Origin of the sequence: Brasilonema sp. UFV-L1 (genome assembly GCF_012912105.1) — a bacterium.
Lineage (GTDB): Bacteria > Cyanobacteriota > Cyanobacteriia > Cyanobacteriales > Nostocaceae > Brasilonema.
In genome coordinates this window covers 1-16,454 of sequence record NZ_QMEA01000010.1, presented here as the reverse complement: position 1 = coordinate 16,454, position 16,454 = coordinate 1, and the positions used below count along the sequence as shown (strand labels likewise).

Annotated in this window: 12 protein-coding genes; 3 read left to right on the top strand and 9 right to left on the bottom strand. The window is 43.1% G+C overall.

All coding sequences use genetic code 11. The features are described 5' to 3' along the window. Positions 1–18 precede the first annotated feature (18 nt). Positions 19–798 carry an MBL fold metallo-hydrolase gene (locus DP117_RS05230; RefSeq protein WP_169217276.1) on the top strand — a complete coding sequence of 260 codons (780 nt, stop codon included), beginning with the start codon at positions 19–21 and terminating at the stop codon, positions 796–798. A 57-nt stretch (positions 799–855) separates the two neighbouring features. On the opposite strand, the gene DP117_RS05225 is transcribed toward DP117_RS05230, so the two are convergent. From DP117_RS05225 to DP117_RS05185, 9 genes are all read right to left on the bottom strand, one after another. Next, positions 856–2,595: a sulfatase-like hydrolase/transferase gene (locus tag DP117_RS05225; RefSeq protein ID WP_211175928.1), complete on the bottom strand. Its 1,740-nt coding sequence runs from the start codon at positions 2,593–2,595 to the stop codon at positions 856–858. 165 nt (positions 2,596–2,760) lie between these two features. Further along, a complete protein-coding gene (locus tag DP117_RS05220; RefSeq protein WP_169217275.1) occupies positions 2,761–3,009 on the bottom strand; it encodes a peptidoglycan-binding domain-containing protein in 249 nt (82 codons plus the stop codon). Between the two features lie 127 nt (positions 3,010–3,136). Then, the gene (locus DP117_RS05215) at positions 3,137–3,385 is read right to left on the bottom strand and encodes a peptidoglycan-binding domain-containing protein (RefSeq protein WP_169217275.1); all 249 of its coding nucleotides are present in this window, start codon (positions 3,383–3,385) and stop codon (positions 3,137–3,139) included. Positions 3,386–3,843: 458 nt separating this feature from the next. Next, positions 3,844–4,164: a hypothetical protein gene (locus DP117_RS05210; protein WP_169217274.1), complete on the bottom strand. Its 321-nt coding sequence runs from the start codon at positions 4,162–4,164 to the stop codon at positions 3,844–3,846. A gap of 119 nt (positions 4,165–4,283) precedes the next feature. Beyond that, entirely contained in the window at positions 4,284–4,682 is a 399-nt protein-coding gene (locus DP117_RS05205) for a hypothetical protein (protein ID WP_169217273.1), read from the bottom strand. Positions 4,683–4,818: 136 nt separating this feature from the next. After that, positions 4,819–6,111, bottom strand: a complete 1,293-nt coding sequence (locus DP117_RS05200) for a hypothetical protein (RefSeq protein WP_169217272.1) — start codon at positions 6,109–6,111, stop codon at positions 4,819–4,821. 33 nt (positions 6,112–6,144) lie between these two features. Beyond that, positions 6,145–6,798: a response regulator transcription factor gene (locus DP117_RS05195; protein WP_169217271.1), complete on the bottom strand. Its 654-nt coding sequence runs from the start codon at positions 6,796–6,798 to the stop codon at positions 6,145–6,147. Positions 6,799–7,029: 231 nt separating this feature from the next. Continuing rightward, entirely contained in the window at positions 7,030–12,435 is a 5,406-nt protein-coding gene (locus DP117_RS05190) for a PAS domain S-box protein (protein WP_169217270.1), read from the bottom strand. A 190-nt stretch (positions 12,436–12,625) separates the two neighbouring features. Further along, positions 12,626–13,675, bottom strand: a complete 1,050-nt coding sequence (locus tag DP117_RS05185) for a heparan-alpha-glucosaminide N-acetyltransferase domain-containing protein (RefSeq protein ID WP_169217269.1) — start codon at positions 13,673–13,675, stop codon at positions 12,626–12,628. A 342-nt stretch (positions 13,676–14,017) separates the two neighbouring features. On the opposite strand from DP117_RS05185, the gene DP117_RS05180 reads away from it, so the two are divergent. Both DP117_RS05180 and DP117_RS05175 read left to right on the top strand, forming a co-directional pair. Continuing rightward, the gene (locus DP117_RS05180) at positions 14,018–14,581 is read left to right on the top strand and encodes a hypothetical protein (protein ID WP_169217268.1); all 564 of its coding nucleotides are present in this window, start codon (positions 14,018–14,020) and stop codon (positions 14,579–14,581) included. A 1,158-nt stretch (positions 14,582–15,739) separates the two neighbouring features. Further along, entirely contained in the window at positions 15,740–16,258 is a 519-nt protein-coding gene (locus DP117_RS05175; protein WP_169217267.1) for a hypothetical protein, read from the top strand. The last annotated feature ends 196 nt before the right edge of the window (positions 16,259–16,454 follow it).

The following is a 16,454-nucleotide window of genomic DNA, read 5'->3' as shown; positions in this document are numbered from 1 at the left end:
TTATCTTTACAAAACTTTATGTATTTAACTTGGTTAGACAACAATTCTTGGCTACTTGAAATCGGAGGACAACGAATACTTCTTGATCCTTGGCTAGTTGATGTGTTAACTTTTGGCGGTCAGGATTGGTTCTTTAAAGGCTCGCGATCGCATGATCGCCTAATACCAGAGAATATTGATCTAATCTTACTATCTCAAGGTTTGGAAGACCATGCTCATCCACCAACGCTCAAGCGGCTTGATCGCAATATTCCAGTTGTAGCTTCTCCCAATGCTGCCAAGGTTGTACAGCAGTTAAATTACACTCAAGTCACAGCACTCGCTCATGGGGAAACTTTCGTTTTCAATCAAAGCGTTGAAATTAAAGCAACTCCTGGCTCACAAGTCGGTGTAACTTTGGTAGAAAATGGATATCTCCTTAAAGAATTGGAAAGCGATTTTACTCTCTATTACGAGCCTCATGGAAATCATTCCCCCACACTTAAAGAAATTGCTTCAGTGGATGTCGTTATCACTCCTTTGATTGACTTGGCTTTACCTTTGGTTGGCTCAATTATCAAAGGGAATAAATGCGCCTTAGAAGTTGCTCAGTGGTTGCAACCCCAAGTCATGCTATCTACAGCAGCTGGAGGAGATGTGGTTTTTGAGGGATTACTCAACTCTTTTGTTCAAACGAAGGGAAGCATTGAGGAATTTCGTTCATTACTTGTAAAGAACAATTTGCTGGCACGGGTGATAGATCCGAAACCGGGAGAACGTTTTGAGGTGAAATTAGAAAAACGAGTACCGTTAGCGTGAGCAAGAATTGGATTACAGTTACTTGCCCCCAAAATTTTCCGCTCTCAAGGTGTGAAGCTACAAATTAGCAATTGCAGCACTTAAAGCCTCGAGACGTTCATCTGTTTTATCCAGCCTGCTTTTTGTCTTGGTTGTCTGCTCGGCGAAGGACAAATAGTCTTTTAATGCTTGTTGTTGTATGGCTTGCAGTTCTGGTGTCGGTAGAGGTTTACGCAACTCATTGGGAATAGCGTCATTAAACAGATTGCTAACAAGTTGTTGGTACAATTTGGGTTGACTGGTGCTGACGTTATCTAATTCCTGCTGTCCAGAAGCTGTACTGTAGTTGTAAAGTTCTGCTTCCATACCTTTGGTTTCAATATCTATGGTGCCAGAACGCCAGAAGTTATAAGCTCCTAGTTTCGCTTTGTCTGTGCGATATCCAATAACATGATTTGGGGTATCGCCTAAAACTAGCAGTTTGCCTATCAACTCTAACACCAGTTCATCTGTAGTATGAAGAACGTAGGGGCGACCTGACGCATTTGGTTTGCGTAGGATTTGGGCGATATCCAAACGTGTATTTAAATGCTCGAATGCTGGTTGGGTGCGCCATCTATTATCTCCACTAGCGAAGGTAAGCAACAGGGGAACAATATCTACGCTAGAACACAGTTGTGTCCGTTCTGTTCCTGGGGTGGAGACCCACTGTTTAGTTGGGTCTTTGATGTAAAGAGGAACATTAATTGCTTCTTCATAGACAGCACCACTTTTACCGCGCAACCCGTGAGAACCGCCATACTCGCCGTGGTCTGAGGTAAACACGATGATGGTATTTTGGGCATAGGGGGAGTTTTCTAAGATATCAAGTGCTTTCCCAATTTGAGTGTCCACAAATTGTTGGAATAGTAGGTATGAATCCAACAGTTTCAGCCAGGGTTCTCCGAATTTTGGTGGTACGAAGCCAGCCCCTATGTTTGTTGCTCGGCGAAATGCTTCTTGCAACCGGGGCTTTTTCGCTAACTCGACGGGAGTCTCAAAGTTGGGAATCTTACCTTTGAAGACACTTGGCGGGTTGCTTTCTGCTGGTATCTGCTCCGTCCCACGGGGATACCAAGAAATGTCATGGGGGTTTATTAAGCTGAGGGTTGTACACCAAGGAGTATTTTTGGCACCGTTGGAATTGAGCCACTCGGCGAACTGTTGGGTGGCTTGAATCCCTTGAGGAGGTGTACCGCCGTTGACAATGTAAGGGTCTACTGCTAAACCTTCTCCGGGATTACCATTGGGGGAAGGATAAGTTCCTCCACTAAATCCGTAGGGTTCCAGGGAATCTGTGGTGGATAAATGCCATTTACCGAACCACCATGTACTGTAACCAAAGTGAGTTCGCAACAGTTTTCCCCAGGTAGGAAAGCCAGGGTTAAGGCTTGGCGCTGGCGCTTTAATGAGTACACTACCACCATCACCACCCTCGTTCAAATGTGTATCCATCACAAACGTTTGGTGGGAGTATAAACCTGTTACCAATGTACCGCGAGCCGCAGTGCAGGCTGTTGCTGCTGTATAGTACCGTGTGAAGCTGACAGAACTCTTTCGTAATTGAGCGATCGCGCTTAGAAAATTGTCGAGAGTAGCTTGTGCTGGGAACCATTGTGGAGTGCGTAGTTGGTCTACGACAATCACAAGGATATTGGGCTTTTTATATCCAGATGTTTGTGCAATTGCCGAAGTGTTGGATTGAATCAGAAGTTGAGACCCAAGTAGTGCAGCTCCTGTCAAACCAGTTGCTGATAGAAATGTCCGTCTTTTCATCATCTTGATTTAATTTTACGAAACATAAGAAATCCGAAGAGTCCTGTGTAAAACTCGATAAATGTTAATTTACTGACCGGAATACACCAACGATTTGCAGGGTAGGGTGGCATCAGCCACCTGACTATTGAATAAGCTTTTTAGACTGTGATTTTTGCGCTTCTTCAACTAACTGGCTCTTCTTGCCCTTGCTGCTTGTTCATGTAAAACTTGCCAAGTTTGTGGTCCAACAATTCCATCTACAACCAAGTTGTTCTTGCTTTGAAAACGTTTGACCGCAGCTTCTGTTTTTGTGCCAAAGTCACCATCAACTGTCAATGGTCCATATTTTAGAAGATTCAGATCTTCTTGCAAATGCTTGACATCATCTCCTTGATCGCCAAGTTTCAATGTACGGTCTTGATTATCTACTGGCATAACTTTCTCCTTATTTGTTTGTTGTTAATTTACTGACCGGAATCACCAACGATTTGCAGGGCTGGGTGGCATCAGCCACCTGACTATTGAATAAGCTTTTTAGACTGTGATTTTTGCGCTTCTTCAACTAACTGGCTCTTCTTGCCCTTGCTGCTTGTTCATGTAAAACTTGCCAAGTTTGTGGTCCAACAATTCCATCTACAACCAAGTTGTTCTTGCTTTGAAAACGTTTGACCGCAGCTTCTGTTTTTGTGCCAAAGTCACCATCAACTGTCAATGGTCCATATTTTAGAAGATTCAGATCTTCTTGCAAATGCTTGACATCATCTCCTTGATCGCCAAGTTTCAATGTACGGTCTTGATTATCTACTGGCATAACTTTCTCCTTTTGAAATCAATTTGTTTGTGTTTGATGTTTTCAGTATGGTCGAATATCTCAGGGGAATCATTGATAATTGCAGACAAAGGCAATTGTGATTTTTGTCCATAGTCCATTACACTTTTCGGCAATGGGTTAAAAATCGCTCCAAATTCTTCCCTCCCCCTCCCAATACTGCTTGGAAACGCTAGATTCCCTTAAGACAGGCATAAGAAGACGGAGGTCGCTGTCAAAGCATTTGGGTTGAATTTTTTTCTCTCTCTGCATAAGAGAGCGTGCATAGTCGGACACTGGCATACCGAGCAGCTATAGGACAGTCTTTCCTGCCTATCTTACTTATTGGTAAAATAAAAGACCCAGACTCGCTCACTAGAGACTGGGTACCGTATCATGTCATTTTTAACCAAATTTACCTGAAATATGGCGTACTATTAAATTTACTAAGGATTTTAGATTTATCTGTTTTTCGTGGAATGCGAAAGATTTAGGTTTTCAATATCCACTGAAATAGCTTGGTAAATACTACGTAAATACTCTAGTAATTCTTGTTTATTTACTTGATGAATTTCCACTTCTCTAATGAGAAACCCCAACGTTTGCAATGGACCATTGTGAATTGAAGCAAATGTCTTTTCCATTAAATCTTTTTGAAGCTGGAGTTGTTGTGATAGAAGATATTTTTGGTGCCACAAATGCAAGCATAGATATAGAATGTACAGGATTATTCCCACTATCACTAATACAATTAGCCATTGCACCATCAACGCTCTATCCATAACCCCTATCCCTTATTCCTATACTGCTAAGAGAAACAGGTGCAGTCAATGTAGATAGGCTGCACCTACTTAAATATGATGTTTTCCCTCAAGGAAATAGTCTAAACATCTCTATCAGTTCATACCTTTGCCATCAGTTTATTTAAGATTGTACTTCCCTGGGGATTAACAACTGTAAGACGAATATGTTTTGTGTCTGCTGGTTGATAAGTAATAATATATTTGTAATTTTCATTTTTGAAAGTATAAGTGTAACTTTGACTATTGCCAGACATTTCTGAGTTTTTTAAAGTTAGATCACTTCCTTTTTTGATATTTTGACCTTCATAAGTATAAATACCAAACTGGTCTAAATTAAGCTTTACAACCCATTCTTGATTGTTATCTACAAAAGCACCTGTCGGACGAACAAAATCTGTAGGCATAGCTACAGCAGTTTGCGTATTTAAAGCAATATCTGTAATTGCAGGCGCGGAGAAACCAAGAATAGCAGCTAAAGCGATAACTTTAATATTCATAATTCAATCACCTTGTAAAATCATTTGTTCGGGGAACGATGATTTCAGTATGGTCGAATATGAAAGGAAAATTATTGATAGTTGCAGACAATACTTATGGTGATTTTTGACCATTTGGTATTACACTTTTCGGCAATCATCCCACGAACCAAGAAAGTTCACACAATACACCTCCTTTGGGTAAAGACTCCCGACGAAATTCCCCGGACAACCTTTTTGCTAATAAGTAGCTGTGCTTTGTTCCCTCTTGCTGTCCGGGTTTTAACCCACAGCCATTATCCTGTACCTTAAGGATGTATTTGTTCTGTTGTTGTTCTCCTGTTGCTATAATCCGAGTTACACCTTGGGCATGTTTACCCACATTACACAGGGCTTCCTCTAACCACAAACACAAATCACGTTTTATTTCTAGGGTGAGGTCCGGTTGATTAATGGGTGCAAAATTCCGTACTTTAACTTTAATCGTTTGAAAGTAAGGTAGATTACGCTTGAGAGTCAGGGAATAGACCTCGTGTAATAAATTATGCAGGGGAAGATTGAGGTTGATACTGGTTCCTTCCCCTAAGCGGAGGGTATTTTCAGAGATTACTAATTCTAAGGCTGTTGGCGTCTCCAATGGTTTGTTATCAGTATCATTTTCATCTATTAGGCTGCGTCCTACTGCCCGAATTTCTGTGTTGAGGTCATGTAAGCGCTGTAAAAGTTCTGGAGAAGCTATCTGCTGTTGTTGCACATCTCTGTGGAGGAGTGCCAAGGTTTGCAATGGACCATTATGAATTTGGGTAAAGGCTTGTTCCATCGCTTTTTGGCGAATACTTTGCCGTTCGATGATTTGAGCATAATATTGGAGACGCTCGGCATACAAACGTTCTACTATCGACTGGAGACGAGTATGTAATAGAATTATGATACTTTGTACTCCCATAACTGGTCCCAGAGAGATGAGTAAATCCATTCCTCGTGGGCTACGCAATTCTACTGGGTTGAGGATTAAGTAAGTTAAAATGGGAGATGCGACCGCTATCCAGGTGAGTATAATTGCCCTCAGCAATTGTTGGGGACGCAGGGTTATCAGCATACACGTTGTCAACAAGAATAATCCTGAGGTACTGGGGGGCAAACTTCCCACAAGGGTAGTCTTTGAGGTAAACGCTTCTATAGTTACAAACCAAGAGGGAAACACCACAAAAATGACAGCCTCAAATAAACCTAGATATATTACTTGTTGTAAAGCCTGCGGTTTTGTATAAAGACGAATTAGTAATATTAAGGATGTAATTGCAAACAGGGGAGGTACTATTAGGTAAATTCGCTTTTGTTGGGGGTTCAGTCGATGAATAATCGTGGAAATAGTTGCACCGATAGTCATCAAACTCAAAATACCCAAAGCAATTCGACGCTTTAGTGTACTATGAGAATCTAAAATCATAGACGTTGCACCTTTAACTTCATCATTAGTTAATCAGTCAATTAACCCTTTTTCGCGCGCACGAATTTGGGTCAATGCCCGAATATTTTTTCCTTCTTCCGGATAAATTTCTAATGCATCTTGAATTTTTGACCAGTAATGGCGAATCATGCGTTCGGATTTATACATGGTGCTCGCGATTGCTTTATCTTGCAATCCTTCTTCAAACGCAAGTCGCAGTACCTCCAACCACTCTGGTTTGACTTCCAAATCCCCTTGAATATCTTTAGTATGGGTCAGTCCCTGGATTGACCAATCCATCCGGGTTAAAAAGGTTTCTACACTCGAACTTTTATCTACAATTGTAAATCCTCCTTGATGGGCATCAATTTCTGGCATCAAGCGAATTAAGGCTTTGATGTTACTACTTTGCACCATCAGGTTAAGATGGGGATAATTCTTCATTAATTGTGACAGCAACCCCAATCCATTTTCTATTTGCGCTGTTGTTTCTGCTGTTTGTGGTATGGATAAATCCACAATTACCAAGTCAGGAGAATGCTGGGCAACCTCAGCAAGGGCTGAGTGTGCAGTTTGGGCTGATAATACAAGTGCATCGGGATAGCGTTCGCTTACCAAGCTAATTGTTCCATTCAGCAGTAAGCGATGGTCATCAACAATTAAAATCTTTGGTTGTTGAATATTCATCGAACTTTGACACTCCCCTGGCTGTTAAGATTTCGCTCCGCTCATCTTAACCGCTCATCTTAACGAAAAGCCAGGGCATTCTACATTCTATGTCAGAATTTGCTCTACCAGAGTTGCCCTCCCGCAGCGCTGTCTCACCAAGTAGCGTATTGATTCCGACTCCTGTAGCCGTACCTGACGGGATTGCCCAACACTCACGCTTTTGCAAGATTCAGAATATTTATTGCTGCATTAGTATCTCTCTGAAGTTCGCAACCACAAGCGCACTGTAGGGTGAGTTGACACAATTTGGGCGATCGCCTCAATCAAAACTTCTGGATCAACTGGCTTGGGAATATGTAACTGAAATCCAGCGGCAATCGCCTCCTGCTGATTCATTTCTCCTGCATAAGCAGTCAGAGCGATCGCTGGAGTTGCCCCCCCTTGTTCTGGTGGCATAGCTCTCACTTGGTGCAACAATGTGTAGCCGTCCATTTGAGGCATTGCAATATCTGCCAGCAAAATATTGAACTGGGTTTGCTTGAGTCTTTGCAGCGCTTCGGTTGCAGAAGACACAGAGATCACACTAGCACCAGCTTGCTCTAAAACAAAAGTGACTAATTCCAAATTATCTGCATCATCATCCACAGCCAGGATTTGAATTCCTTGCAAAGTGAGTGCGTCTTGCATCAATGTCTCCTCCCCAATTGCTAAAGTTGGTGTCGGTATAAGAGGAAGTCTGACTGTGAAGGTAGCACCCTGTCCTTCCCCTGGACTGTCAGCTTGGATGGTTCCCCCATGTAACTCAACAATGTGCCGTGCGATCGCAAGCCCCAACCCCAAACCGCCAAAATTTCGAGTGATACTGCTATCTGCTTGACGAAAGTAATCGAAGACGTAGGGCAAAAAATCAGGCTTGATACCTTTGCCTGTATCGCTAACAGTAATTTGTGCTTGGTTTCCAACTCGCTTGAGATGGATTTCTACACGCCCATCATTAGGAGTAAACTTGATAGCGTTGGAGAGCAAATTCCAAATGACTTGTTGCAAACGAGTTGCATCGCCTAAAACGTTGACTGCATTCTGTTCAAAATGAGTTTGAATTTGAATCGCTTTAGCTTGGGCTGCCAAATCTACGGTTTTGAGCGCCGCTTCAATTGTTGATTCTAAATTAACAGGACAAGTATTTAAACTGAGTTTGCCTTGCAAAATCCGAGAAATATTGAGTAAATCTTCAATCAGTTGGACTTGTAGCTTGGCATTACGCTCAATGGTTTCTAAAGCGAGTGCAGTCTTGCTAGGATCGAGTTTGCCTGCTCGCAGGAATTTCGTCCAACCTAAAATTGGGTTCATAGGTGTTCTCAACTCATGTGAGAGGACAGCAAGAAACTCATCTTTTGTCCGGTTAGCTGCTGCGCTACGCGCCGCTTCGCGAACGGCTGCGGCTAGTGCTTGTTGTTCGGCTTCATATAATTGAGCACGGACTATAGCCTGAGCACACTGTTGAGTCAAAGCAAGGACGAACGCCCGGTCATCGTCACTTAAAGGTGAGAATTGAGTAAAATTGAGAGATATTCCTCCAACTGCTCGACCCTCTACCATTAAAGGTAACGAAATCCAACTAGCGTAATTACACTGAGCGTAGTATTCTGCCAAGTGAGGATAACGACTTACTCGTGCTTCGGTCGATTCTTCCCAAATGGATTCTCCAGTTCTTACAGCCTCTGCCAGTGGTACTTGTGTCGTGATTGGAAAACGACGCCATTCCCCTAAATCTTGTGAGTACCCAACACAATGCACGATTTCAAGTTCCGTACCATTTTTATCTAGAATTGCTACCATAGCGGAGCAGGCATTCAAAACAGCCGTGCTTTGCTCAACAATCACTTTCGCAACTTGGGCGGGAGTAACCGGCTCAGAGAGTGCTGCTGTGACCGATAAAAGACGTGCATTACGATCAGCAGTTTGCTCTGCTTGCTGGCGTGAGAGTTCAGCTTGTTGATAAAGTTGAGCATTGGCGATCGCCATAGCCGCCCGATCTGCTAAATCTTGAAATAAAGTCTGGTCATCGATATTGTGAGGTTCTCCGGGATGATTGCGAGTCAGGCTCAACACTCCAATCGCTTGTCCTTGTACCTTAAGTGGCACAAGCAATGTGCTGTAAACTGTAAAGCGCTCCAAGTAGCGCTGATACTCTGGTTTGATAACCGCACGAAACTCCTCCTGTGATGTCACTGGCATCAAAAGAGCCACTCCAGTCTGCATCACTCGCCCCCCAATCCCCTCATCAGCACGGCGAGGGTAACTGCTTAACAATTCATTCACAAACTGTCTTACCTCTGGATCAACATGGTAAACAGAGACAGGCTCAAGCCACTGCTTATCAACAGACAGCAGACTGAGCACACAAACATCACCTGTATATTCACTGACAAGTTGGGTGATAGTATTCAAAACCGTTTGCAAATCCAAACTCGCCGCTGCAAACGTTTGCGATGCTTGAGCGAGAAAACGCTGTTGTTGCTCAATTCGCTTGTAACAAGTGACATCACGGGCATAGCCAATGATTGATTCGACCGTCCCATCAGCTGCAAACTCAGGTACAAAACGCGAATGATACCAATGAGTACCATCAGGTGCCTTAAAGCTGAACTCTATCGAACGACTTTGCCCAGTTGTGAATATCTGTTGCCAGTTCTCATGCCAGAGCCTACAATTCTCTTGTGGCATACCTAAGTCAGTATTCGTTTTGCCAATGAATTCTTCTGCTGGAATGTCAGTCACCTGTTCGATAGCAGGACTAACATACAGATGGCGAAATTCTGAATCGATTCGACTGATGATATCTGGGGAATTTTCAGCTAAAGTTTTGAACCTTTGCTCTCGACGACGAAGTTCCGCTTCCATCTGTTTGCGCTCGGTCACATCGAGCACAACTCCTAGCATCCCCAAGACATCTCCTGAAACACTATACTGAGCACGTCCTTTTGCTGCAACCCATCGTTCGCTTCCATCGGGATGGAGTACCCGGTATTCAATATCATAATCACGCTCGTAGTCGATTGCTTGCTCGACCGCGAGACGAGCCTGCTGTCGGTCTTCGTGATGAAGCAGGTCGCGCATCTGTGTCCAGGTCATATAAGGACCAGACGGAATGCCAAAAATTTCGGATGCTCGTTGAGACAATGTAACAACATCTGTTACCGCATCCCAACTCCAATCTCCCATTTTCGCAGCTGCCAACGCCAGACTTAATCGTTGACCATTTGCTGCGAGCGCTTGTTCTGTTTGTTTATGCTCGGTAATATCAATCGATATTCCTACGATGCGTACAGCTTGACCATCAGCATCTTTATATACTCGTCCCTGGCTGCGAAGCCATCTTGCCGTTCCGTCCGGACCAATAACGCGGTATTCTTGAGCGTATTCTTCTTCTGGGGTTAGCGCACGCTCATAAGCAAAGACGACACTTTGCCGATCTTCAGAGTGGACAACAGCAAAAAAGTCTTCTTTCGTCCCTTCTTGAATTCCCCAAACTTCAAGAGCATTAGGAGAACACACGACATGATTTGCCCTCAAATCCATATCCCAAGCAACCGTACCTGTTCCGGATAAGGCAAGCTGTAGCCGTTCCTCGGTCTGTCGCAGATTCTCCTCAATTTGCTTCAACTTAGTGACATCCACAAAACTAATAATGCAAATGGCTGAATGTCCGTACATGGGTGGTAACGTTTCTCCATAGCACAGAGTTGAGCGAATACCACCAGGTGTATGCCAGTTCATCTGATAGTTTTCTAATCTTTCTCCTCTTGCTAAGAGAACCGCAGGCATTCGCTCAGTTGGAATGCGCTGACCTGCTGCATCTGTGCAGTAGTATGCCTCGGCATATTCTTCAAGGGATTTGTTTTTGGGTAAGTCACCACCTGCCAGTTCATTGGCAATTCGATTGGCAAAAGTTACCTTTGCTGTTCCTGGTTCGATAAATACCATAGGCGTCGGCATTAAATCAAGCACCGCTTCCAACCATTTCTGCTGGTTCTCTAATGCCTCGGCTTGTTGCCGTAAAGCTTCTTCTGCTTGTTTGCGTTCGCGCAGCGCGGCTTGCCGTTCGCTAATATCATGTGAGATGCCAATCACTTGCTGGGGTAACCCATCGTGTGTGCGGGTGAAAATAAGATCCCGACTCCAAAGCCAACGCCATTCTCCATTGGCATGTTGCATCTGATATTCTCGTTCAATCACTTCACCATCTTGAGCATGCTCAAAGCGTTCCAAGTGGTCAGGAAGAGTGGCAAAATCGTCCGGGTGCATGAGTTGCACAAACAGTTGGCTTCCCATTGCCTGAATTTCTTCTGGGGTATAACCCAGGAGTTCGCCAATCTGACGATTGACATAGACATTGCGCTGCTCGATTAAATCATAGATGTACAATATACCGGGCGTGGCATCGGCAACCTGTTGGATGAATCGCTGGCTTTGCTGAAGTTGCAACTCTACCTGTTTACGAGAGCGAATATCTTGAAACACCATCACGCAAGTTGCTGGTTGCTCGTGCATTGCCGGTAAGGTATCTGCATAAACGAGCAGCGAGTAAACACCAGTTGGAGTGTGCCAGTTCAACTCCGCCCCATGAATCCTTTCGCCTCGTGCTACCCGGACTGCTGGAAGTTGATCTGGCGGGATGAGTTGCCCTGTGGCATCGGTGCAAGAAAACTCTGCGTCATATGTCCCAGCAGGGCGATCGTCAGGAATTTGACCTCCTGCCATCTCATTTGCCGCCTGATTCGAGAAGGTAAAGCGAGCCGTTTGGGGTTCAATAAATACCAGTGGAATGGGCAGCAGATTGAGTACCGCCTCCAGCCATTGGCGTTGATTGGCTTGGGCTTGTGCGTTCTCGTGGAGTAGTTGTTCCAATTGCTTGCGTTCGGTGATATCCCGAACAAACAGAGAAAGTCCTTCAGCAGACGGGTAAGCATGAACTTCCCCCCAGGTGTCCAAAGGAGCGTAATAATCCTCAAACACGAGCGTAGTTTGTTCATCTACCGCTTTGTGCAGCATGCGTTCAACGTTGGTGCCGCATAAAGGAGGAAACACATCCCAAACGCGCTTACCAATGAGTTCGTTTCTGCTCTTCCTGAGTAGCCGTACGGCTGCCTCATTAACGTAAGTGTAGCGCCAGTCGCGATCATAGGCAATGAAAGCATCACTGATGCTTTCGAGAATGTGAATGACTTCGCGATCGCCTTGTAGTGCTGCTTGGGCTGGCTGAAGTGGAGTTAAATCAAACTTGCGCGACTGCAAAGCTTCAATCGTTCGTTGCAGTTCAACAATTTGCGCTTCCAGTTGTGCATTAGCTTGACACAGTTGGGAGGTTCGTTCTGCCACAAATACTTCTAAGTCGTTATCAGCTCTTTGTTGTGTTTCCTCTGCTTGATGACAAGCGTCAAGCTTGACGTTATTAGAGCTAAGCTTGTTGAAAGACAAATCAGATTGCAAGCTACGAGCATACCGTTCCACCAACTCAGAACGGGAAATACCACGTTCCCGCGCCTGCTGCTTTAGAATCTGCCAAGCTGTCTTAGTTACCGATAAGTTGACTGCCTGCTTCGGTTCTTTTTCCCAACTATGGATAAATTTTCCCGTTCTGTCACGCTTCATTGAGGTATTGCCCGTATACCTATACGGCTATTGCTAATTTTATTAAATCTGAATGCACTTACATAAGGGAATCTCTCATTAGAATGACAAAAATTGATTGCTAAATACAAATCATACTTGACGAACGGCAATGGTGATGTACGAACTGTAGGAGAATCATTTACTTAAATACTTCGCTAAGCAAAGGACATTACCCACCAATTATAAATCTAATGACATAGGGGCTGTTTCTCCACCTTTTTTTTACAGCCCTTAAGCCATAAGCAATTAGTATTAACAAACTCGCCAGTACAATGTAAATGCTAAAGAATTTAAAAATATCGTTTTTTAGTCCCAGGTTAGGGATAACATAAGCAATGATTGCATTGTGCAGTATGTATATAAATAAACTAGACTGACCCAAGACTTGTAGTGGCTTATAAATATTGAGAGATGGATTGGTATCAACAAGGTAAAATAGCATTGTCATTAAACCAATCGCGACCATAATATAGCCAATAGTTGGCGGATAGAATAGTTCACTGTAACCACCGCGTGTCAGCAACTTACCTGGATAAAACCACCACACAATACTTCCGACGAAAAATATTGCACCTCCTCCAAGCAAGATATTTCTCCGAGCAAAAGAAGGGTAAAACTTGCGTAATTTAGCAAATAAGACCCCTAGAAAAGAAAATCCAACCCACGGGAATAGAGGAAACCAGCCATCGATCAGCCAATGATTTATGATACTTGTTTGATTAGAAATGGTTTCGCTTCTTCCTGTAAACAGATACAACTGAGTTGGATAGTCTGTGTAACCCAGAGTTTTTTGTAGAAGAGGTGTTAATAGAAAAATACCAGTTAGTATTGCACATTGGGGAAAGGTTTTTAAATTCTGGAAAAAGTAAGCTAGTGGAGAAGAAACAGCGATTAGGTAAAGAATATCAACACCAGTAAAAGGATAAATGCGAAATATAAAAGTATCAATTAGAACTGCAATTAGTAGCAACATTAAACCTCTAACTAAAAAATGCCTAAAGTTGTACTTTTTCTTTTTAGAGGTGTAGGCAACCATGAAACCGGATAGCAGAATAAACATTGGTGCAGCCCAAGTACCATATAAGCGAAACCAAAATGGGTGAGGTTCCTTCAAAGCTAAAGCTGCTAAATTAGCAGCCACCATTGTGAAGATAGCTATACCCCGAAGAGTGTCAATAGTAAAATCTCTTTTGTATTTTTGTTCTGTTTGTAATACCATGATTTGGGGATATATTCCCAATAAATTAGTACAGTCTAACACAAAGAAAGTCCAACTATTTATTTCACTAAGTCAATCTCATTCAAGATGTAGAAGTGGGTAGGAATTAAGTTACAGTTCCTAGCCTTCTTGTCAATAGCAGTTCAGAAGCATTTAAGACGCGCTTACCCTGAACCAAGAACCGTTATATTGAAAGCGATTATTCCCAATCGCTTTCAGTCAGAAAAAGTGAGAAAAAGTTAGAAAAAGACTGGAATCAGTGTTTTCAAAGCAAAATTGTTAGTAAACCTGGAATTTCACTCTGTAGATTAGTGTGTTCGTCTTAATAAGGAAAAGATAGCCATGAAAATTCTCAGAGGAATAGTTCTGTTGTTTTGTTTACTTAGCCTCGTTTTGCTGAATCCGTCAATAGCTCATGCTGATCACATAGTGGGTAGTGTTGAATGGCAAACTGTTGGTGGTGGTTGTATTCCAGATGATGAAGCGGTTCAAGGAAACTGGTATCAAGCAGTTACGGCTGCTGGTCGCGTTAAATATAGAGGCAACCATACCAATACACTTCGTTTTACTTGTCCCGTTACTAATGTTAATGCTAGTACTCCTTTAGATTTTACCGAGTTAGTTATTTACTATCAAGATCCCGACGGACCAGGTGATGACTTTCAGGTTATTGGTCGCTTAATGAGTTTTTCTAAATCTGATGGAACCTTATCTGAAACTTGCAGAGTAGAATCTGACCAATTTGGTAGTTGGAGTAGTACTGTAAGTAGTACTACGAGTCAAAATTGCGGTACTCTTGACTTCGTAAAAAATCTATACTGGGTTGAAGCAACCATCAGCCGCAGAGAAGCAAGCTCACTCACAGTTGAATTTAACGGAGCAGAACTCATGAATTTCACTACTTGACAAATGACTAATGGGTTAGTGTGGATTTGTAGTCTGGACAGGCAGCAGTCATAAAAAAGACTCCCAGCTATCCCATGAATTCTTAAACCCTTCCCAGTGCTTTTTAACATTGTGAAGGGCTTTTGTTTTGCACCACAAAAAACCAATACTTGCTTACATTCTTGACAGGTTTTGGAGCAATACGGTTCAGTTAAGCCTAAAACTCTTTGTCAAAGTCAATTTTTTGAACGTAGACGCGCAGCGGCTTCCCGCAGGGTACCGCAAAGAACGCAAAGGACACAAAGAGAAGAAAGAAATGCTTAACTGAACTGTATTGGGTTTTGGAGGGCGATCGCTTGCCCCTGCCCACTGCTGTCTCAATGTGTAAACTAGATGTGGAACAACTTATGATTTTTTTTGGTAACGCATTGGGACAAAGAAATGGGCGAAACCCTAATAACCCCGTTGCGAGCGGATGCGTCCCTTGCGCGTGTCGCAAAGCGACTCAGCAATCAATCGAGGGGCTTTCAGATCAACCAAAGAGGGTGAAACGGGGTTCTATCTGGGAAATTGGGAGCGCCTTATTACTTCGGGTACGCGTCTTGTCTCACAGATAAACATTACAAAGGCGCTCCCAATTTCTTGTCCCAAGTGGACCGCCCATTTCTCCAGTCGGAACCCCGGTAAAAAAACATCACAAATTGTCGTCAAAACTGCTGCTCTTCCTCAAAAAACCAAATTTCTGCTATGAGACTTATACCAATAAGCCAAAGAAAGCAGCAACCCATAAACAAGAACATTCCTGTCATTGTGCTCACCTCCAATCAAGACTTTGACTTCTTGCAAAAAAACAAGTTTAAATGCAAGCTCAATAAGAGCAAAGGTTATGACAGCAGCAATTCCTGAGTCAGGAGTCAGAAGTCAGGAGTAAAACAGCCTTCATAGCTAGCTTTTAAGTCTAGGTTCTGTACCTCACGCACGAACAAACTGCTGTATATTTCCGCTTTGCTATCTCCACCTTCTTAATTTCAAGAAAGGGTTCTCTTCAAGATATCGAAATTTTCTGCAATGATTCCTAAGTTGAAACAAAGTTTAAAAAAGACTTATGTAATTCTCGAAGCTTTCCGTTTTACAAATTTTGCTATAACAGAGAAGTTTAAGTTCGTGAGGAGAAAACCAGTGCGATTACTAGTAAGTGGAGTTCTTTTGAGTCTTGGATTGTCTTCACTCGTTTTGCCAGAATCTTCTTTAGCTCAAGCACAGTCATCGGCGTCTGAAACTCAAATAAACGCAATGGTAGAAGCACTGCGGCTAGCAGCACCGAAAACTGGTCGTGCAGATGATGGATATTATAGTGAATGGCAAGTCAAACCAGACACCCTTAAAGGCTGGTCAAAAAATTGTCTTAAGAAGGAAGTCACACCAACACAGTTTGAAAATGATGCTGGGTTAGCACGCCAAGTTGTCTCATGTATTACACGCCGGGAGTTAAGTAAGCAGTTGACTGCTACTGGTAATAATGAAATGGCTGCTGTGCGTGGCGTTGCTTGTTGGTGGATGACTGGTAACTACACAGGTTGCAACAGTGGCTTCACTGCTGACTATGTAAAAAAAGTTGCAGGCTATTATCAGCAACCGGGTTCCAAACCATCATCTGATACTGCGAAACCTGTAACCAGTCCATCTCCAAAACGTTGATTAGACCTCTCCAAAAATGATTTTTAGTGCAAGCGCGGTAAAGGTTTCATAGCCATTTTTGGAGAGGTCTATTGCAGTTTTTTGCTTCCGCTCATCCTCTCGTTCCTATGCTCCGTATAAGAATGCCTTCAGGAGGCAGCAGCCGTTTCATCAAACCCGGAAAAACTGCGGTGCCTCATTACAAGTAACGGGTTTA